22 protein-coding genes are annotated in these 17,064 nt (G+C 65.2%); 7 read left to right on the top strand and 15 right to left on the bottom strand.

Features of this window, described 5'->3' with window-relative positions; all coding sequences use genetic code 11:
* Positions 1-6: 6 nt before the first annotated feature.
* Entirely contained in the window at positions 7-558 is a 552-nt protein-coding gene (locus tag AC07NK_RS10580; protein ID WP_495170551.1) for a hypothetical protein, read from the bottom strand.
* A gap of 382 nt (positions 559-940) precedes the next feature.
* Between AC07NK_RS10580 and AC07NK_RS10585 the strand changes: the two genes are divergently transcribed.
* Both AC07NK_RS10585 and AC07NK_RS10590 read left to right on the top strand, forming a co-directional pair.
* Complete coding sequence (locus AC07NK_RS10585) at positions 941-1,492, top strand: CHAP domain-containing protein (RefSeq protein WP_495170552.1); 552 nt, start codon at positions 941-943, stop codon at positions 1,490-1,492.
* A gap of 86 nt (positions 1,493-1,578) precedes the next feature.
* Positions 1,579-1,779, top strand: coding sequence for a dodecin family protein (locus AC07NK_RS10590; RefSeq protein WP_495170553.1), 201 nt, complete (start codon positions 1,579-1,581; stop codon positions 1,777-1,779).
* A 15-nt stretch (positions 1,780-1,794) separates the two neighbouring features.
* Here AC07NK_RS10590 and msrB read toward each other — a convergent pair whose 3' ends face one another.
* Complete coding sequence (gene msrB, locus AC07NK_RS10595; RefSeq protein ID WP_495170554.1) at positions 1,795-2,280, bottom strand: peptide-methionine (R)-S-oxide reductase MsrB; 486 nt, start codon at positions 2,278-2,280, stop codon at positions 1,795-1,797.
* A 159-nt stretch (positions 2,281-2,439) separates the two neighbouring features.
* On the opposite strand from msrB, the gene AC07NK_RS10600 reads away from it, so the two are divergent.
* The gene (locus AC07NK_RS10600; protein WP_495170555.1) at positions 2,440-3,108 is read left to right on the top strand and encodes a hypothetical protein; all 669 of its coding nucleotides are present in this window, start codon (positions 2,440-2,442) and stop codon (positions 3,106-3,108) included.
* Here the strand turns inward: AC07NK_RS10600 and AC07NK_RS10605 are convergent.
* The 3 genes from AC07NK_RS10605 to AC07NK_RS10615 all read right to left on the bottom strand — a co-directional run bounded on the left by AC07NK_RS10605 (position 3,102) and on the right by AC07NK_RS10615 (position 6,578).
* Entirely contained in the window at positions 3,102-4,331 is a 1,230-nt protein-coding gene (locus AC07NK_RS10605; RefSeq protein ID WP_495170556.1) for a cytochrome P450, read from the bottom strand. The two genes, AC07NK_RS10600 and AC07NK_RS10605, sit on opposite strands and share 7 nt — an antisense overlap.
* A gap of 79 nt (positions 4,332-4,410) precedes the next feature.
* On the bottom strand, positions 4,411-5,640 hold the full coding sequence (locus AC07NK_RS10610) for an ABC transporter permease (protein WP_495170557.1): 1,230 nt from the start codon (positions 5,638-5,640) through the stop codon (positions 4,411-4,413).
* A complete protein-coding gene (locus AC07NK_RS10615) occupies positions 5,637-6,578 on the bottom strand; it encodes an ABC transporter ATP-binding protein (RefSeq protein ID WP_495170558.1) in 942 nt (313 codons plus the stop codon). The genes AC07NK_RS10610 and AC07NK_RS10615 overlap by 4 nt, the downstream gene beginning before the upstream one ends.
* Positions 6,579-6,619: 41 nt before the next feature.
* On the opposite strand from AC07NK_RS10615, the gene queG reads away from it, so the two are divergent.
* Entirely contained in the window at positions 6,620-7,675 is a 1,056-nt protein-coding gene (gene queG / locus AC07NK_RS10620) for a tRNA epoxyqueuosine(34) reductase QueG (RefSeq protein WP_495170559.1), read from the top strand.
* Here queG and AC07NK_RS10625 read toward each other — a convergent pair.
* On the bottom strand, positions 7,653-8,027 hold the full coding sequence (locus tag AC07NK_RS10625) for a hypothetical protein (protein WP_495170560.1): 375 nt from the start codon (positions 8,025-8,027) through the stop codon (positions 7,653-7,655). The genes queG and AC07NK_RS10625 overlap by 23 nt on opposite strands.
* Positions 8,024-8,716 carry an EI24 domain-containing protein gene (locus tag AC07NK_RS10630; protein ID WP_495170561.1) on the bottom strand — a complete coding sequence of 231 codons (693 nt, stop codon included), beginning with the start codon at positions 8,714-8,716 and terminating at the stop codon, positions 8,024-8,026. The genes AC07NK_RS10625 and AC07NK_RS10630 overlap by 4 nt, the downstream gene beginning before the upstream one ends.
* An 89-nt stretch (positions 8,717-8,805) precedes the next feature.
* Here AC07NK_RS10630 and AC07NK_RS10635 point away from each other — a divergent pair, with 89 nt between their 5' ends.
* A complete protein-coding gene (locus tag AC07NK_RS10635) occupies positions 8,806-9,804 on the top strand; it encodes an adenosine kinase (RefSeq protein ID WP_495170562.1) in 999 nt (332 codons plus the stop codon).
* 147 nt (positions 9,805-9,951) lie between these two features.
* Positions 9,952-11,091 (top strand): GNAT family N-acetyltransferase, encoded by a 1,140-nt coding sequence (locus tag AC07NK_RS10640; protein WP_495170563.1) that lies wholly within the window; start codon positions 9,952-9,954, stop codon positions 11,089-11,091.
* A gap of 71 nt (positions 11,092-11,162) precedes the next feature.
* Here AC07NK_RS10640 and AC07NK_RS10645 read toward each other — a convergent pair whose 3' ends face one another.
* The 8 genes from AC07NK_RS10645 to hisB all read right to left on the bottom strand — a co-directional run bounded on the left by AC07NK_RS10645 (position 11,163) and on the right by hisB (position 16,437).
* Entirely contained in the window at positions 11,163-12,701 is a 1,539-nt protein-coding gene (locus AC07NK_RS10645) for an amino acid permease (protein ID WP_495170564.1), read from the bottom strand.
* 103 nt (positions 12,702-12,804) lie between these two features.
* Complete coding sequence (locus tag AC07NK_RS10650) at positions 12,805-13,182, bottom strand: HIT domain-containing protein (protein ID WP_495170565.1); 378 nt, start codon at positions 13,180-13,182, stop codon at positions 12,805-12,807.
* A complete protein-coding gene (locus AC07NK_RS10655; RefSeq protein WP_495170566.1) occupies positions 13,172-13,492 on the bottom strand; it encodes a phosphoribosyl-ATP diphosphatase in 321 nt (106 codons plus the stop codon). Before AC07NK_RS10655 ends, AC07NK_RS10650 begins: the two co-directional genes overlap by 11 nt.
* Positions 13,493-13,524: 32 nt before the next feature.
* Positions 13,525-13,707, bottom strand: a complete 183-nt coding sequence (locus AC07NK_RS10660; protein WP_495170567.1) for a hypothetical protein — start codon at positions 13,705-13,707, stop codon at positions 13,525-13,527.
* Positions 13,708-13,744: 37 nt separating this feature from the next.
* Entirely contained in the window at positions 13,745-14,512 is a 768-nt protein-coding gene (gene hisF / locus AC07NK_RS10665; protein ID WP_495170568.1) for an imidazole glycerol phosphate synthase subunit HisF, read from the bottom strand.
* Entirely contained in the window at positions 14,509-15,225 is a 717-nt protein-coding gene (hisA, locus tag AC07NK_RS10670; RefSeq protein WP_495170569.1) for a 1-(5-phosphoribosyl)-5-[(5-phosphoribosylamino)methylideneamino]imidazole-4-carboxamide isomerase, read from the bottom strand. The genes hisF and hisA overlap by 4 nt, the downstream gene beginning before the upstream one ends.
* Positions 15,222-15,821 carry an imidazole glycerol phosphate synthase subunit HisH gene (hisH, locus tag AC07NK_RS10675; protein ID WP_495170570.1) on the bottom strand — a complete coding sequence of 200 codons (600 nt, stop codon included), beginning with the start codon at positions 15,819-15,821 and terminating at the stop codon, positions 15,222-15,224. The genes hisA and hisH overlap by 4 nt, the downstream gene beginning before the upstream one ends.
* A 28-nt stretch (positions 15,822-15,849) precedes the next feature.
* Entirely contained in the window at positions 15,850-16,437 is a 588-nt protein-coding gene (gene hisB / locus AC07NK_RS10680) for an imidazoleglycerol-phosphate dehydratase HisB (protein ID WP_495170571.1), read from the bottom strand.
* A gap of 120 nt (positions 16,438-16,557) precedes the next feature.
* On the opposite strand from hisB, the gene AC07NK_RS10685 reads away from it, so the two are divergent.
* A complete protein-coding gene (locus tag AC07NK_RS10685; RefSeq protein ID WP_495170572.1) occupies positions 16,558-17,043 on the top strand; it encodes an SspB family protein in 486 nt (161 codons plus the stop codon).
* The last annotated feature ends 21 nt before the right edge of the window (positions 17,044-17,064 follow it).

Below are 17,064 nucleotides of genomic sequence, written 5' to 3' on the forward strand. Positions count from 1 at the left end.
AAGGTCTCAGCCCGGCATTGGCTCCGTGCCGACCTTTTCCACCCATTGCGGGAAGAAGGCGGGCTGGCGGTTCGACCAGCCCGACGCGGTAGCCGCGGCTTCGCTGATCGACTGGAGCAGCTTGCGCCGCAGGTCCGGATGGAGATGCGGAAGCGCCGCCGCCGCGCAGAAGGCGGCGGGCAGCCATGGCCGCACCTCGGCGCCGACCAGCCGCTCATAGAGGAAGCGATAGGAGGAGAAGCTGGTGAGCCGCCCCTGACTCAGGTCGAAAGCGGAAACGGTGATGAGCGGGGCCATGAACGGCTCCATCGCATCGAGCCCGCTGTCGTCGGGGATCAGCGCTCGGATTTCGGGGAGGCGGTCGTACATATGCGCCTGGGCACGAATGCTGGCGGCTTCGACCACGTCACGAGACCAGCGCTCCATCGCATCGGTGCGATCGAGACCGATGTCGAGCGCGCGGCGAATATAACGCTGCGTCGCTGCGGCAAAGCCCGCGAACTCCTTCATTTCGGCCAGCGTCATCGCGCCTTCGGCCGGCTTGCTACGTGCGCTCATTCTCCTTCACTCCCACCCACTTTACTCCTTCACAGCGGAGGATGCCTGAAGATGGTTAACACCAGCCTTAACCCCGCGTCGTCCGCCGTTCAGATAAGGAATCACAGAGGGTTCCGCGTTGCAACACAGGTTGCGACGAACCGAACGGCCAGGATTGAAACGGATTCGGGGCGCGACATTCGGGCAACAACTGGATGTCGGCAGCGTAACGGTCGGCCTGATGGCTGGGATTCAAGGCAGTATCCTAGCGTCGAAGCTGAACAGAATGTCAGTCATCGCCGCGACGAAACGACTCGTCGGATAAGCGGCGCGGCGGGCTAGGCTGGCCGGAACCGATCTGCCACCAACCCTTCAACGAGATTCGGGGTCGAAGGGGGCCAGCATGACAGCCAAGGTTATCGCAGCGCGATTCGCGCTGATGGCAGCGCTTTGCCTGGCGACGATCGCTCCCGCGAACGCGCAGTTCTGGCAGTGCGCCCCCTATGCTCGCATGATCTCCGGCGTTCAGATCTTCGGCAACGCCCACACCTGGTGGGCGCAGGCCGAGGGCCGTTACGCGCGTGGCGACGAGCCGGTGGTCGGTTCGGTCATGTCCTTCGCCTCGACCCAGCGCATGCGCCTTGGCCATGTCGCGATGGTGTCGAAGGTGATCAGCGACCGCGAAGTGCTGCTGACCCACGCCAACTGGTCGCGTCGCGGCGGCATCGAGAAGAATGTGGTCGCGATCGACGTGTCCGAGCAGGGCGACTGGAGCCGCGTCAAGGTGTGGTTCGCGTCGAACGGCGGCCTCGGCACTTCGACCTATCCGGTCAACGGCTTCATCTACACCGGCAAGACGCCGAAGCTGGAGCGCGACGACGACCTGTTCGGCGGCGTGACCATCGCGTCGGTCGATCTCGAGAAGTTCGGGATCACCACCTCGCTCCAGAAGTAAGGCACGCCGGCTACCCGTCTTTGTCATCGGCCGAGGCCTGAGCTATTCTGCTCGGGCGGGAAGGCGATCGTAGACAGGAGCAGACCATGGCGGTTGCAAAAGTCATTGAGGTCATTTCGAGCTCAACCGAGAGCATCGAGCACGCGATCCGCGACGGTGTCGCTAAATGCGGCGAGACCGTTGCGAACATCGAAAGCGTCTGGGTCAAGGACACCAAGGGCGTGGTCCGCGACAACAAGGTCGTCGAATGGCGCGTGATCCTGGCGGTGACGTTCGTGGTCCGCTAGCGACGCACGCCGGCATCAGGCGGGCGTGAAGGTCATCGCCAGTCCGTTCATGCAATAGCGCTTGCCGGTCGGGCGCGGGCCGTCGTCGAACACATGACCCAGATGTCCGCCGCAGCGGCGGCAGATCACTTCGGTGCGCGGGATGCCGATCGCGTAGTCGGTCCGGGTGCGGATAGCGTCCCTGATCGGCGCGTAGAAGCTCGGCCAGCCGGTGCCGCTATTATACTTGGTCCGCGAGTTGAAGAGCGGGAGCGCGCAACCGGCGCAGGCGAACACGCCCTCGCGCTTTTCCTTGTCGAGCGGGCTGGAATAGGGCCGCTCGGTCGCTGCCTGCCGCAGCACCCGGTACTGCGCGGGGCTCAAGCGCTTGCGCCATTCCGCATCGGTCAGGCTGAATTCGAACCGCTGCGCCGCGTGTGATTCGGGTGAGGAGCAGCCGATCGTGATCGCGATTCCCCCGAGGCTCGCGACAGCGATGAAGTGACGGCGGGTGACAGACATGGCGACGTCCTTTTCGAGACTTCAGAGAAGCTACGCAGGAACATGGGAAAAGGTTACGTCCGGTGCAAATCTGGCGAAGAGTTGATTCGGGTCGAACTGGGTCCAGCCTGTCAATGGAATGGGGTCGAATTGATGCGCAACCGACCTGGAAAGACAGGCATGAGCAACATGAAAGCCGACCATGACCTCAAGGGCTTGCGCCGGTTCGTGGGCTTTGACGCGCAGCGCGCCTGGCTGGATGGCGAGATCGATCTGTGCGATTCCGGCGAGCGTTCGGAGAATCTGGAGCACCGCTTCAAATACGCCGTGCGCTTCGAGAAATTGTCACGCAGGCCGCAAGCCGAGGACGTGCTGGAAATCCTCGGCCGCTATGGCCGGACGTGCATCCCGGTGCCGCGCCAGACGGAGCGCGACTATTGGTCGGTGTCATGCCTGCCCTCGACCTCGGACAAGCCGCTGGTACGGGTCAACGCAAGCTGGATGGAGCTGTTCACCCTCTATGCGGACGGGGACGGCATACGGTCCCGTTTCATCCTGCACCTGTCGGATTTCACGACGGACGGTTCACCCGTGCAGGACCAGCTCGACACCGACTTTCTCGATACTTGCGTCGCGACGCCGGCCGATATCGGCTGGTTCTTCCCGCGCGGCGCCGACATGTTCGGGATCAAGGTCCGTGGCGCCGCATCGATCCGCGAATTCATGGCTTCGCCACGCGCGTTGCGTGCGATCCGGCGGTTCAACCTGACGCATATGAATCGCGGCCGGAACGCCTATCAGGCCAGCCACAGCTACAGCGTGGCCGACCATATGCTGGAGTCTCAGTAGCGGCTGAGCTCCACCGGCATCGCCTTGTAGCCATGAACAAAACAGGCCGAGACGCGCTCGGGCTCGGCGATGACGTTCGGGCGCAGCCGGCGCTTGGCCATTTCCTCCATGAGCACGCCGATCTGCAACTCGGCCAGCCGCGCGCCGACGCAGCGGTGGATGCCGTGGCCGAACGCCAGATGGCGGCGGGCGTTGGCACGATCGACAATAATGTCGTCGGGCCGCTCGAACACGCTTTCGTCGCGGTTGGCGGAGAGATACCAGAGGACGAGCTTGTCTCCCTCGCTGATTTTCTGCCCCATCAGCTCCGCGTCTTGCGTCGCCGTGCGGCGCATATGCGCGAGCGGGGTCTGCCAGCGGATGATCTCCTGCGTGGTGTTGGCGATCAGCTCGGGATTGGCTTCGAGCTTCGCGCGCTCTTCGGGGAATTGTTCGAGCGCCCAGGCATAGGCACTCATCGAATTGCGCGTGGTGTCGTTGCCGCCGACGATGAGCAAGATGAGGTTCCCGAGGAACTCCATCTGGTCCATCTCCGCCATCGCGTCCGAATGGATCATCATCGAGATGAGGTCGGGGGTCGGATCCTTGCCGAGCTTCGAGTTCCATAGCGCACCGAATTCAGAGGCGCACTGGAACAGGATGTTGCGGCGTTCCTCTTTGCGGACAGGGTCCTTGGCGATCTCGATGTCGCCAGCCCAGTCGGACCAGTAGGTGAGCTTGCGGCGCTCTTCCCAGGGGAAGTCGAACAGCAAAGCGAGCATCTGCGTCGTGAGCTCGATCGAGACCGTATCGACCCAGTCGAACGTCTTGCCAACGGGAAGCGAGTCGAGAAGCTCGGCGGTGCGCGCGCGAATGTCGCCGGTCATTCGCACCATCTCGCTGGGTGTGAATGCAGGCGCGACGGTGCGGCGCTGGCCGGTGTGCTTGGGGCGGTCCATCGCGATGAACATCGGCATCTTGATGTCCTCGGGCATCAGATCAGCGACGGTGATTCCGCCCGCGTGGCTCGAGTAGATGTCGGGCAGCGATTCAACTTCGACGATCGGCTTATAGGTCGAGAGCGACCAATAGGGGCCGAACGCGCTGTCCTCGCACTTATAGACTGGCGCTTCGGCGCGCAGGCGGCGAAAGGGCTCGTGCCACAGGTCGTCGCGGTATAGCTCCGGCCGGGTCACGTCGAGCGGATCGAGCGCGGGCGCGGCTTCGGTCGCGAGGGTTGCCATGACTATACTCTCCCGGACTGATGTTTGTCCGGGAGAGTGGCTTAGCTTACAGGATTGTCAATAGTGGTGCGGCGAGGCGTCAGGTCGCTGCTTTCTTACGCAACCGCAGGCCGGGGCTTCCCGACTGAAGCACACCCCGACGGAAGAGACGGGCGGCGACCGTGACGGTGATCACGACCCACAAAGCCTGCCACGCGAGCGCGAGCAGGTGCGGCCAGAGTTCGGGGGAATTGGCAGCGCGCGCGACCATGGCGAAGGGTGAACTGAACGGGAAGGCTGCCGCTGCGGTAGCCAGCCAGCTGTCCGGATCGAGCGCGGTAGCGGACGCCATGCCCCACATCGCGACCTGGAAGATCGTGATCGGGAGCGACATCATCTGCAGCTCGCGCTGGGTAGATGCCTGTGCGCCCAGCCCCAGGAATACTGCGCCGAGCAGCATATATGAGGTTATGAAATAGGCGACGAACAACAGGCCGAATATCGGCAGTCCGACGGCCGGGCCGACATCGATGAACGCGGTGACGAACTTGCCGGGAAGCAGTGAGCCGACATTGATGACGATGGTCCCCCAGAATCCGAGGAACAGCAGCGCAACCCCGAACATGCCGACGAGCTTGCCGAAGAACACGCTTTCGAGCGGGACCGCCGCGGCGAGCACCTCGATCACCTTGTTCGAGCGTTCTTCCGCCATGGTGCCGACGACTTGTCCGGCGAGCAGCAAGCTGATCATGAACAGCGCTGTGACCGCGAAGAAGGCGGCCTGGCCATGTCCGCCTGCGGTGGCACCCGCGCGAATGACGACGATCTTGGTCGGCTCGCTAAGTGGTGCCGAGGTGCCCGCGCGCTGGGCGCGCAGCACATGATCGGCGAGCGAAGCGAGATAGCCTGCTTCCCTCCCGCCATTCCCGCTGTGAAGTATCAGCGGCTTGTCGAGCGGTCCGTACATCACGGCATAGGTATCGCTTTCCTTGCGCTCGAACATCGCGCGGGCCTGCGCCTCGGGATTGGCGACCGGACGCTCGACGATCAGCCGGGCCGGCTGCTCGATCGGGCGGAACATCTGGCGAAGCTGGCGGTCCTGAGCGATCGCGATGCGCGCCTGATCGCCATCGGCAAGAAGGACGATGCGCGCCTTGTCATCGCCGCTCTTGGTGATCGACATCGCCGCGCCACCGCCTACGGCACCGAATCCGACCATCATCAACGGCGCGAACAGGAAGAGCAAAAAGGTAGGGGTGAACACCGTCGCGACGAAATCGCGGCGAGCGATGGTCATGGTCTGGCGGATCAGGCGGACGAGATTGCTCATGACTGCACCTCCGCTTGCGCGGCTTCGGATTCGGCGAGCGCCTTCGCGCCGACGATCCGGACAAACACGTCGTGCAGGCTGGGGCGCTCGATCGAAAGACCCGAAATGCCGTAGCCGGCGTCGATCAGTTTCACGAGCGTCGCTTCGATCCCCTCGTCGGGCAAGGTGAAGCGCCAGCCGTCGCCTTCGGGCGCGGCGTCGGGAGGAAGCAGGGCGCGGATGCCGTCATTGGGATGGTGTGGGACATAATGCGCCTTGAACGGCAGGGTGGAACGCGCATCGGCGACGGTGCCTTCGAAACGCACCTTGCCGCCGGCGATGATTGCGAGCCGGTCACACAGCCGCTCGGCATGGGCCATGACATGGGTAGAGAAGAGCACGGTCGCGCCGCGGTCGCGTTCGGCGAGGATGAGCTTTTCGAGCCGCTCCTGATTGACCGGGTCGAGACCCGAAAACGGCTCGTCGAGAACAAGCAGGTCGGGCTGGTGGACGACCGAGCCGAGCAGCTGGACGAGCTGGGCCATGCCTTTGGAGAGCTTGCGGATCTTCTGGTCGGTGGCGTGACCAAGGCCAGCGGCTTCCATCAATTGCGCCGCACGATTCCGGCCCGTCCGCCAGTCCAGACCACGCAGCGCGCCCATAAACGCGATCGCTTGCGTCGTCTTCATGCCGGGATAGAGACCGCGCTCTTCGGGGAGGTAGCCGACATGGTCGCTCACTTCGCGCGGGCGTTCACTGCCAAGCAACCTGCGTTCGCCCTCATCGGGCTCGATAATGCCGAGCAGCATGCGCAGCGTTGTCGTCTTGCCCGCACCATTGGGACCGAGCACGCCATAGATCATGCCCTTTGGTACGGCGATATCAACGCCGTCCACCACCCGGCGGTTGCCGAAGCGCTTCACCAGCCCGGTAGCGCTGACCGCCAGTTCAATACTCAACAGGAATCCCCTTGGTTCTCATCTCGTGGTAGCGGGCGGTGATGCACGGAGGCAAGTCACTGGAGGCGGCGATCCGCGAAAAGGCGGCGGAGCTGGGCTTCGCGGCATGCGGAATCGCACGCGCCGATGCCGCACCGCTGGCAGGCAAGCGGCTGCACGAATGGCTCGCCGACGGGCGGCACGGCGACATGATCTGGATGGCGGAGCGCGCGCATCACCGTGAGAGTCCCGCAGGGCTGTGGCCGGAGGTGCGCAGCGTCATTTCGCTCGGCATGAGCTATGCGCCCGTCGGCGATCCGCTTGCGCTTGCCGGAGAAGGCGACCGCGGGCGCATCTCGATCTACGCGCAGGGCGCGGATTATCACGATGTGATGAAGAAGGCGCTCAAGGCGCTGGGGCGCTGGCTCGCAGAGAATGCGGGATGCGACCTCAAAGTGTTCGTCGATACCGCGCCGGTGATGGAGAAGCCGCTGGCAGAGGCGGCGGGGCTGGGATGGCAGGGGAAGCACACCAATCTGGTGAGCCGCGATCATGGCAGTTGGCTGTTCCTCGGCGCGATCTACACGACGCTGGAGCTTGAGCCGAGCGCGCGCGAGCGCGGCGGCTGCGGCTCGTGCGATGCGTGTCAGACGGCTTGTCCGACCGATGCCTTTCCCGCGCCCTATCAGCTCGATGCGCGGCGCTGCATCTCCTACCTGACGATCGAGCTAAAGGGGCCGATCCCCGAGGAGTTCCGCGAAGGGATTGGCAACCGCATCTATGGTTGCGACGACTGCCTCGCGGTGTGTCCGTGGAACAAGTTCGCGGCCGCGGCAGCAGCGAACCTATCGTTCGCGCCGCGCGCCGAGCTGACCGCGCCGGAACTGGGGGACCTGCTAGTGCTCGACGATGCCGGGTTCCGGCAGGTCTTCTCCGGATCCCCAATCAAGCGGATCGGGCGCGACCGGATGATGCGCAACTGTCTGATCGCCGCCGGGAATAGCGGGGATCGAACGTTGTTGCCTGCAGTTGAGGCATTGCTCGGCGATCCCGACCCGGTGGTGGTGGAGGCGGCCCAATGGGCGCGGGCGCGGCTTACTTTCCCCGGCTCGCTTTGAGGGCCGCTGCACAGCTCGACTGATCGATTGGCTTGCCGTCGCGCTGGCGGGTTTCGGCGAAGGTGACGGTGGCGTCGCCGCGGCCCGATTTGGGCGGGTAGAGATAGGCGTCGAGCACGCAGATCGGCCCACCGAACTGAAGTTTGCGTGCGCTGCCCTCGGTCATGTCAAGCTGCGGACGGCCGAACTGCGCGATCAACGCGTTGGCACTCGCTCCCATCACCGTTGTGAGCGCCGCCATGCCCGGCTGAGGCACGGGGATTGGCGCGGCGCGGACAACCGGGGGTGGCGCGGCGGTGCCGCCGCAGCCCGCGAGCAGGATCAGCAGGGCGGCAGATGCGATAATCTTCACTGGATCGTCCTTCGGTGGAACAGGTGCGTCGCCATCGCAGCACCCAGGATCGGCGCGACGAAATTGACGAACGGCACGAAAAACAATGCGGTCCCCGCGGCGCCCAGGGTGAAGCGCGACAACCGCGTCGCCGACCGCCAGCGGGTGAGGTCGGCGGCAGGCAAATGCCGCACCGCGACCATCTCGCCCAGATCACGACCCAGCAGCCAGCTATTGACGAGGAAGAATGCGAGTGCGGTGCCAACCCCTGTGACGAGCAAGACGATGTAAAGCGGTGCGAGCACCAGATTGACCAGCAATGCGCGGGCGGCGGAGCGGGCGCCCATGCCGAGCGAACGCGCGAAGGACAGGTCGCGCGCCTCGGCGAAGCGTGACGGATAGTGCTTCGCTTCGACCGCATGAACCACCTCGTCCGCGAACAGGCCGATCACCGCCACCGCAATGGCGCGGAACAGCAGCCAGCCGCCGAAGAGGGCGATCAGCAGGGCAACGGCGGAAGCCGCAGTAGCAGTGGTTTCGCTCCCTTCGAAATAGTGCCGGACCAGCGCATCGACGCCGAACCACATCGCTGTGCCGAGTGCGGCGAAGATCGCCAATGTCAGCAGCATCGACTTTACGAACACGCTCAGGATTCGCTTGTCGCCAAGCTGGCGAACCGAAAGAAGGAAGGCATCAAGCATCGGGGGCATGGATGGGCCGGCGCGGGTGGATAAGTCAACGCAGTTGCGTGGAAGCGCTGTGTCCACTAGGCGCGCGAAAACTTTCACCGGAGATCAATGTGACCGCACCCGTGCATGACGTCGTCGCCATCGGCAACGCCATCGTTGATGTCCTCGCCTCGGCCGAGGACAGCTTCATCGAAGAAATTGGCGTCGCCAAGGGCTCGATGCAGCTGATCTTCTCGCCGGAAGAGGCCGATGCGCTCTATGACCGCATGGGTCCGGGGCGCGAGATTTCGGGCGGATCGGCGGGCAACACCGTCGCCGGCATGGCCGCGCTGGGCAGCCGCTGCGCGTTCATCGGTCAGGTCGCCGACGACCAGCTCGGCCAGGTGTTCGCGCACGACCTGCGCGCCACCGGCGTCGATTTTACGACCGAAGTGCGCAGCGGCGCACCATCGACCGCGCGCTGCCTCATCTTCGTGACCCCCGACGGGCAGCGCACAATGAACACCTTCCTCGGCGCCTCGCAGTTCCTGCCCGAAAAGGCGCTGGACCGCGACCTGATCGCTGGCGGAGCGATCCTGTATCTCGAAGGCTATCTGTGGGATCCGGAAGAACCGCGCCAGGCGATGCGTGCGGGGATCGAGATTGCGCGCAATGCCGGCCGTAAGGTCGCCTTCACGCTTTCGGACGTGTTCTGCATCAGCCGCCATGGCGACGATTTCCGCAAGCTGATTGCCGAAGGGCTGATCGACATCCTGTTCGCAAACGAGAACGAGCTGCTGGCGCTGGCTGAGGCCGAAGATTTCGAAACGGCCGTCGCCAAGGTCTCGGGGCAGGTTTCTGTGCTGGTGGTGACGCGCAGCGAAAAGGGCGCGATTGCGGTCTCCAACGGCACGCGCGCCGAAGTGCCTGCTGAGCCGATCGATAAGGTCGTGGACACGACAGGTGCCGGCGACCTGTTCGCTGCCGGCTTTCTGCACGGTCAGGCACAGGGCTGGACGCTCGAAAAGTCACTGAAGCTCGGCGCGGTCTGCGCGGCCGAGATCATCAGCCATTATGGCGCGCGGCCGGAGGTGAACCTCAAGGCGCTGGCGGAAGCCAAGCTGGGCTGACCTCAACCGGCGAGCCCGGCGAAAACCGGGCCGCCGCTTACCTTATGTCAGCGATTTGCGGCTATCCCGGGCGCGAGCATGGGAAAGCGGATGCAACAGGCGTGGGAATCGGAACGATCGAATAGCGAACCGACAATTTTTGTCGGGTTGCACGATGGCGTTCCTGCGCTGCTCGACGATCTGGCCGGGCGTGCGGATGCGTCGCACGGCTTTCTGCGCGCGGCCTGGTACCGGATGGCGGCAGGAGAGGGCGCGGCAACGATCGCTGCCATCCGTGGCGACGGCACGCCGGTCGCCGCGCTGCCCACGGCGCCGCTTGGCCCGACGCTGATCGGCGCACGCAGCATCCCCGGAAGCTATTGGCCGTTCCGCTCGGTACCGCTCAATCCCGATGCGACCGATGCGGAGCTGACGGCATTCTTCGCCCACCCCGCAAGCATATCGGCGCTGGGTCCCGCGTGGCGGATCGGGCCGATCTATGCCGACGACCCCGCGACCGCACGGATCAAGCGCGCGGCGGCTGTCGCGGGCTGGACGGTGCTGACGCGCAAGCTTGGGCGCACCTTCCTGTTCGATGCGCGCGACGAGGCCTGGCCGCGGCGGTCGACGCGGCGGCGGCTCGCCAATTACGAGCGCCAGCTCGAGCAACTGGGCGCCGTCGCGATCCGGCATGTGTCCGGCGCTGACTGGAACGCCGCGGTGCTCGATGATCTGGCGGCGATCGAGGCGGCAAGCTGGGTCGGGACGGGCACCGACGGGACCGGCGCCAAGTTCCTGACCGACGCCAAGCGCGCCGGCTGGCTGGAAGCGGTTGCCGATCCGGTTCTGGCGGAGGCGCTTTCGGCGACGATCCTGTGGGTCGGCGGCAAGCCGACGGCCTTCTCGTTCGACCTCAGATCCGGCGCGATGCAGTACGGCATCGCCAGCAGCTATGATCAGCAATTCGCAGCGTTCCGGCCGGGCAAGATCGTGACGGCGTATCAGCTGGATCAGGCGCGCAAGGCCGGAGTCGAGACGATCGACCTCGGCGCTGGCGATTCGGGCTACAAGCGCGAGATGGGCGCGGTGGCTGGCCCCGAAATTCTGGACCTGCTGATCGTGAGGAACCGGCCCGCGGCCTCGCTGCTGGGGCTGCGCTGGGGTGCGGAATCGGAGATCGCTCGCGAGGCGTATCTCGCCGCATCGAAACTGCGTGACGCAGGGCGCGACCGCGGTGACCGCGGGCGGATCGAAGCGCTGCTGGCGCTCGGCGCGCTGGCCGCCGCCGCGCTGACCTTCGCAGAGTAAATTCAGACACCGGAATGAAGAAGGGGCCGGAAGATCGCTCTTCCGGCCCCTTTTCCTGTGCCCTGTGCGGATCAGTGCGTGCCGGGAACCGGCGGGTCGAGCTCCTGATACGCCTCATGCTCAGGCGTCTCGATGATGCCCTGGCCGACATGGCTCTTGCGGCGGCTGTAGCCGAAATAGACGGCAAGCCCGATCGCGGCCCAGATCACGAACATCATCTTGGTGTCATGGCCGAGGCTGTAGAACAGATAGGCGCAGCCCAGGATCGCGATCGGCGCGGTGATGATGATCAGCGGCGTGCGGAACGGCCGCTTGCGGTCCGGGTCGGTACGGCGAAGCACCAGCACCGCGATCGACACCGCAGCAAAGGCGAACAACGTGCCCGAGTTGGAGATGTCGGCGAGCTTGCCGACCGGGAAGAAGGCCGCGAACAGCGCCACGAAAATGCCCGTCAGGATGGTGATGACGTGCGGGGTGTGGAACTTCGGGTGAACCTTCGAGAACACGGCGGGAAGCAGGCCGTCGCGGCTCATCACGAAGAAGATGCGGGTCTGGCCGAACATCATCATCAGAATGACCGAAGGCAGTGCGAGGCCGGCGGCGAGGCCGATCAGATTGCCGATCTGGGGCCAGCCGATTTCACGCAGCGTCCAGGCGAGCGCTTCCTTCGAGCAGACCACCGCTTCCTTGCCGGTCGCGGCTGCGGTCTCAACGCAAGCCTTGGCCAGCTCGGTGCTACCCGGTGCCAGCGCCGCGCCGTCAGCGCCGAGAATCGGCTGAGCGCCGACGCTGCCGATCACGCCGGCGGCGACGAGCAGGTAGAAGATGGTGCAGATGGCGAGCGAGCCAATGAGGCCGATCGGCATGTTGCGCTGGGGGTTCTTGGTTTCTTCTGCTGCGGTCGAGACCGCATCGAAGCCGACATAAGCAAAGAAGATCGAAGCAGCAGCGGCCGACACGCCGGCAAAGCCGAGCGGCGAGAACGGCTCGAAGTTCTGCATGTTCATCACCGGCACCGCCAGGACGATGAACAGCGTCAGCGCGGCGACCTTGACCAGAACCAGGATCGAATTGACGAGCGCGCTTTCCTTGGTGCCGATCACCAGCAGCCAGGTGACGAGACCGGCAATCGCCATCGCGGGCAGGTTCACGATGCCACCATCATAGGGGCCGCGCACCAGTGCGTCGGGTATGTCGACCGCGAAAGCGTTCTCGATCAATCCCACCACATAGCCTGACCAGCCGACGGATACCGCGCCTGCGGCAACGGCATATTCGAGGATCAGGGCCCAGCCGACCATCCACGCGATCAACTCGCCCATCACGGCATAGCTATAGGTGTAGGCCGAACCCGAGACGGGGACCATTGCCGCCATTTCGGCGTAGCAGAGCGCCGCGACCGCGCAGACAACGCCGGCGATCACGAACGACAGCATCATGCCGGGACCGGCCTTCTGCGCCGCTTCGGCGGTGAGAACGAAAATGCCGGTGCCGATCACCGCGCCGATGCCGAGCATGGTGAGCTGGAACGCTCCCAGCGAGCGGTGGAGCGATTTCTTTTCGGCTGTGGCTAGGATGGCGTCGAGTGGTTTTACGCGCCCGAATATCATGCAACTTCCCCCAATGCGGCTAGGTTCTTGCCTTGTCGCCGCTGATACGAAAGCCGGGACCCTAGCTGCAAAATGGGATGGTGCAATCCCCCAAGTGCGCAGCTTATCGCGTCAGCATCGGCCCCAATGGCTTGCCGGCGAAGACGTGCACGTGGAGGTGGGGAACCTCCTGCCCGCTGTTGATGCCGACATTGGCGAGCAGGCGATAGCCCGGCTCGACGGCACCGGCTTCGCGGGCGACGATGCCGACGGCGCGGACAAAGCCTGCGATTTCAGCGTCCGACGCGCGTCCGGAGAAGTCGTCCCACGACACATAGGGTCCGGTCGGGATCACCAGCAGGTGCGTCGGTGCGAGCGGGTTGATGTCATGGAAGGCGATGGCGAACGCGTCCTCATAGACGCGCTTCGAGGGGATTTCGCCGCGAAGGATCTTCGCGAAGATGTTCTGGTCGTCATAGGGCAGGGTCGCGTCAATCGGCATGTCGGCTGGCCTTTTCATCGATTCCGGAGATGCCCTCACGGCGAGCCAGTTCGGCGCGGACGTCGTCGAGCGACAGCCCCGAATCGGCGAGCAGGACGAGGAGATGGAAGATCAGGTCCGCTGCTTCACCGGTCAGGCCTTCGCGGTCGTCCTGAACCGCGGCGATTGCGGCCTCGACCGCTTCTTCGCCCAGTTTCTGCGCGATCTTGGCGCGGCCCTTTGCGGTAAGCTTTGCGACATAGGAGCTCGCGGGATCGCCGGTGCGGCGCTCGCGGATCACGGCTTCGAGCGTGTCGAGGATGTCGGCCATGCGGAGGGCAGTCGGGCAGGGCGCCGCCGCTGTCAATCCTTTGGCGGGCGCTTCCGGCGACGCATGGCACGCTGAGCAAGCCAGATGCCGGCCGCAGCCATTGCAGCAAGCGCGAGGTCCGAGAGTTCGGGCATCGTGCGCCGCGTAACCTCTCCGCTATGTGCAGCGAGCGCCGGTGCGGCGGCGAGCAATGAGAGAAGGACGGCGCGGATCATCAGGTAAGCGATGTAGGTGGATCCCGCTGCAAAAGCATTAACCGTGACTCCGCACCGGAATTCCTGCTGCGGCGAGCGCGGCATGGGCGTCGGCGATGCTCGCTTCTCCGAAATGGAAGATCGAGGCTGCGAGCACGGCACTGGCGTGACCGTCGCGGATGCCGGCGACGAGGTGGTCGAGATTGCCGACCCCTCCGCTCGCGACGACGGGGACGGTCACCTGATCGGCGACGGTTCGGATCAGGTCGAGGTCATAGCCGTCGCGGGTGCCGTCGCGGTCCATCGAGGTGAGCAGCAACTCGCCCGCGCCGAGTTTTGCGAGATGGAGCGCATGCTCGACCGCGTCGATGCCGGTGGGCTTGCGGCCGCCATGGGTAAAGACTTCCCAACGCCCCGGCGCCACGCGGCGCGCATCGACCGAGGCGACGACGCACTGGCTGCCGAAGCGTTCGGCGATCTCGCTGACGACCTCGGGCCGGGTGACCGCGGCGGAATTGACCGCGACCTTGTCCGCCCCCGCGAGGAGGAGCGCACGTGCGTCTTCTGCGGTGCGGACGCCGCCGCCGACGGTGACGGGCATGAAGCACACTTCGGCGGTGCGGCGCACCACGTCGATGATCGTGCCGCGCGCCTCATGACTGGCGGTGATGTCGAGGAAGCAGAGCTCGTCCGCGCCCGCGGCGTCATAGGCGCGCGCCTGCTCGACGGGGTCGCCCGCGTCGCGCAGGTTAACGAAGTTCACGCCCTTGACGACGCGGCCATTGGCGACGTCGAGGCAGGGGATGACGCGCGCGCGGACGGTCATGCCGCGGCTTTCAGCGCCTCGGCGAGGTCGAGGCGGCCGTCATAGAGCGCGCGGCCGGTGATGACGCCTTCGATGCCGGGCTGGCCGACAAGCGCGTGGATGTCGGAGATGTCCGCGACTCCGCCGCTCGCGATGACGGGGATCGAGACTTCGGCGGCAAGCGCCACGGTCGCCTCGACATTGCAGCCCTTGAGCAGGCCGTCGCGGCCGACATCGGTGAACAGCAGTGCGGCGACGCCGGCATCTTCGAACCGGTGGCCGAGTTCGGCGATCGAGACCGTGGAGACTTCGGCCCAGCCCTTGGTCGCGACGAAGCCGTCGCGCGCATCGACCGCGACGACGATCTGGCCGGGATGCGCGGCGGCGGCTTCACGGACGAAGCCGGGGTCTTCGAGCGCGGCGGTGCCGATCACGACGCGATTGACGCCCATGTCGATCCAGCGCTCGACCGCGGCGCGGTTGCGGATGCCGCCGCCCAGCTGAACCTTGCCCGGAAAGCGCGCGAGGATCGCGGCGACGGCGCCACCATTGATCGATTCGCCCGCGAATGCGCCGTCGAGGTCGACGACATGGAGGTGGGTCGCTCCGGCCCTGGCGAAGGCATCGGCCTGCGCGGCGGGGTTCTCGCCATAAACGGTGGCGCGGGTCATATCGCCCTCGGCAAGACGGACGACCTGACCGGCCTTGAGGTCGATGGCGGGGAAGACGATCACGGGTTCCACCTTAAAAAGCGTTCGAGGAGCGCCAGCCCGTAGCGCTGACTCTTTTCGGGGTGGAACTGCACCCCGGCGAAATTGTCGCGGCCGATCGCGGCGGTGACGGGGCCGCCATGTTCGGTCGTGGCGAGAACGGCCTCACCGTCATAGGCGAAGCTGTGGAGGAAATAGGCCTCGCCCGGCTCGATCAGCGGGTGGGGCACGACCGGCACGACATCGTTCCAGCCCATATGCGGGACGCGGACATCGTTCGCTGGAAGCTCGCGGACAGTGCCGTCGAGCCAGCCGAGACCCTGATGTGTGCCCAGTTCTTCACCGGTCTTCGCCAGCAGCTGCATGCCGACGCACACGCCGAGAAAGGGGGCTGCGTCCCGCAGTACGCGCTGGTCGAGTGCCTCGACCATGCCGGGAATATTGCGCAGACCCGAGGCGCACGCGCCGAACGCGCCGACGCCGGGAAGCACGATCCGATCGGCTTTGGCTACCATGTCCGGATCAGCGGTGACGATGACGTCGCCTGCACCCGCGGCCTTTAGGGCATTATGGACCGAATGGAGATTGCCCGCGCCGTAATCGATCAGCGCGATGGTCATGGCTGATACTCGAAGCGAGCGCCCATCGCTACAGCGTGCCCTTGGTGCTGGGAATCGCATCGGCCTTGCGCGGGTCGATCTCCACCGCCTGGCGCAGCGCGCGGGCGAGGCCCTTGAACGCGGCCTCGGCGATGTGGTGGTTGTTCTGGCCGTAAAGCGTCTCGATGTGCAGCGTCACACCCGCGGTCTGCGCGAAGCTGTGGAACCAGTGCTCGAACATCTCGGTGTCCATCTCGCCGAGCCGCTTCTGGCTGAACTCGGTTTTCCACACGAGATAGGGGCGGCCCGAAATGTCGATCGCGACGCGGGTCAGCGTCTCGTCCATGGGGCTGAGCGCGTCGGCGTAGCGGCGGATGCCGCGCTTGTCGCCGAGCGCCCTGGCGACGGCTTCGCCGATGGCGAGGCCGGTATCCTCGACCGTGTGGTGCTGGTCGATATGGAGGTCGCCTACGGTTTTCACGTCGAGATCGATCAGCGAATGGCGCGAGAGCTGCTCGAGCATGTGATCGAAAAAGCCGATGCCGGTCGAAATGGCATAGGCGCCGGTGCCGTCGAGGTTGACCGTTACGTCGACCGAGGTCTCGCTGGTCTTGCGGCTGATCGTCGCGGTGCGCATGGCCGCTCCATAGCGCTGTCGCGGGACCATGCAATGATGGCGAAGCTATGCGCGCCCGCAGTTCATCTTGGCGTGCAGTCCATCTTGACCGGTGCGGGGAGGGCTGTAGGCAATGTCCCCATGACCGGTAACGTACCCGACAGCCTGATTCCCTATGACGAGATCGTGCAGGAAGCCCTGCGCGCAGTGGTCGGCCGTGTGCTCGACCAGGTTGCAGCCACCGGTGCTCTGCCGGGGACGCATCATTTCTACATCACCTTCAAGACCCGCGCGCCGGGCGTGGACATCCCCGATCGGCTGATCGAACGCTTTCCGGACGAGATGACGATCGTCCTGCAGCATCGATTCTGGGACCTGAAGGTCGATGACGAACGATTCTCGGTCGGCCTGAGCTTCAACCAGATTCCGTCGATGCTGGTGATCCCGTTCGCGGCGATCACCGGGTTCCACGACCCCGCGGTCAATTTCGAGCTCCGCTTTCAGGCGGCCGAGGACCCCGATGGCCCCGAACCGCACGAAGAGGCCGAGAATGACGGCCCGCCGGTGGCGGTCCCCGTGGAAGACGGGTCGAACGTCGTCGCGGTGGACTTCAAGCGCAAGAAATAGGCTGGCGCGCGCGGCGCCAGC

This window comes from Sphingomonas sp. GW821-FHT09B04 (genome assembly GCF_059418285.1).

Coding starts and splice junctions, on each gene's coding strand:
- hisH (WP_495170570.1), bottom strand. CDS start 15,821: ATGACCATCGCGCTGATCGATTACGGCGCGGGCAATCTCCATTCGGTC.
- queG (WP_495170559.1), top strand. CDS start 6,620: ATGCACGGAGGCAAGTCACTGGAGGCGGCGATCCGCGAAAAGGCGGCG.
- AC07NK_RS10605 (WP_495170556.1), bottom strand. CDS start 4,331: ATGGCAACCCTCGCGACCGAAGCCGCGCCCGCGCTCGATCCGCTCGAC.
- AC07NK_RS10610 (WP_495170557.1), bottom strand. CDS start 5,640: ATGAGCAATCTCGTCCGCCTGATCCGCCAGACCATGACCATCGCTCGC.
- AC07NK_RS10580 (WP_495170551.1), bottom strand. CDS start 558: ATGAGCGCACGTAGCAAGCCGGCCGAAGGCGCGATGACGCTGGCCGAA.
- AC07NK_RS10655 (WP_495170566.1), bottom strand. CDS start 13,492: ATGGCCGACATCCTCGACACGCTCGAAGCCGTGATCCGCGAGCGCCGC.
- AC07NK_RS10660 (WP_495170567.1), bottom strand. CDS start 13,707: ATGATCCGCGCCGTCCTTCTCTCATTGCTCGCCGCCGCACCGGCGCTC.
- AC07NK_RS10590 (WP_495170553.1), top strand. CDS start 1,579: ATGGCGGTTGCAAAAGTCATTGAGGTCATTTCGAGCTCAACCGAGAGC.
- AC07NK_RS10685 (WP_495170572.1), top strand. CDS start 16,558: ATGACCGGTAACGTACCCGACAGCCTGATTCCCTATGACGAGATCGTG.
- msrB (WP_495170554.1), bottom strand. CDS start 2,280: ATGTCTGTCACCCGCCGTCACTTCATCGCTGTCGCGAGCCTCGGGGGA.
- AC07NK_RS10650 (WP_495170565.1), bottom strand. CDS start 13,182: ATGCCGATTGACGCGACCCTGCCCTATGACGACCAGAACATCTTCGCG.
- hisB (WP_495170571.1), bottom strand. CDS start 16,437: ATGCGCACCGCGACGATCAGCCGCAAGACCAGCGAGACCTCGGTCGAC.
- hisF (WP_495170568.1), bottom strand. CDS start 14,512: ATGACCGTCCGCGCGCGCGTCATCCCCTGCCTCGACGTCGCCAATGGC.
- AC07NK_RS10630 (WP_495170561.1), bottom strand. CDS start 8,716: ATGCCCCCGATGCTTGATGCCTTCCTTCTTTCGGTTCGCCAGCTTGGC.
- AC07NK_RS10600 (WP_495170555.1), top strand. CDS start 2,440: ATGAGCAACATGAAAGCCGACCATGACCTCAAGGGCTTGCGCCGGTTC.
- AC07NK_RS10585 (WP_495170552.1), top strand. CDS start 941: ATGACAGCCAAGGTTATCGCAGCGCGATTCGCGCTGATGGCAGCGCTT.
- AC07NK_RS10645 (WP_495170564.1), bottom strand. CDS start 12,701: ATGATATTCGGGCGCGTAAAACCACTCGACGCCATCCTAGCCACAGCC.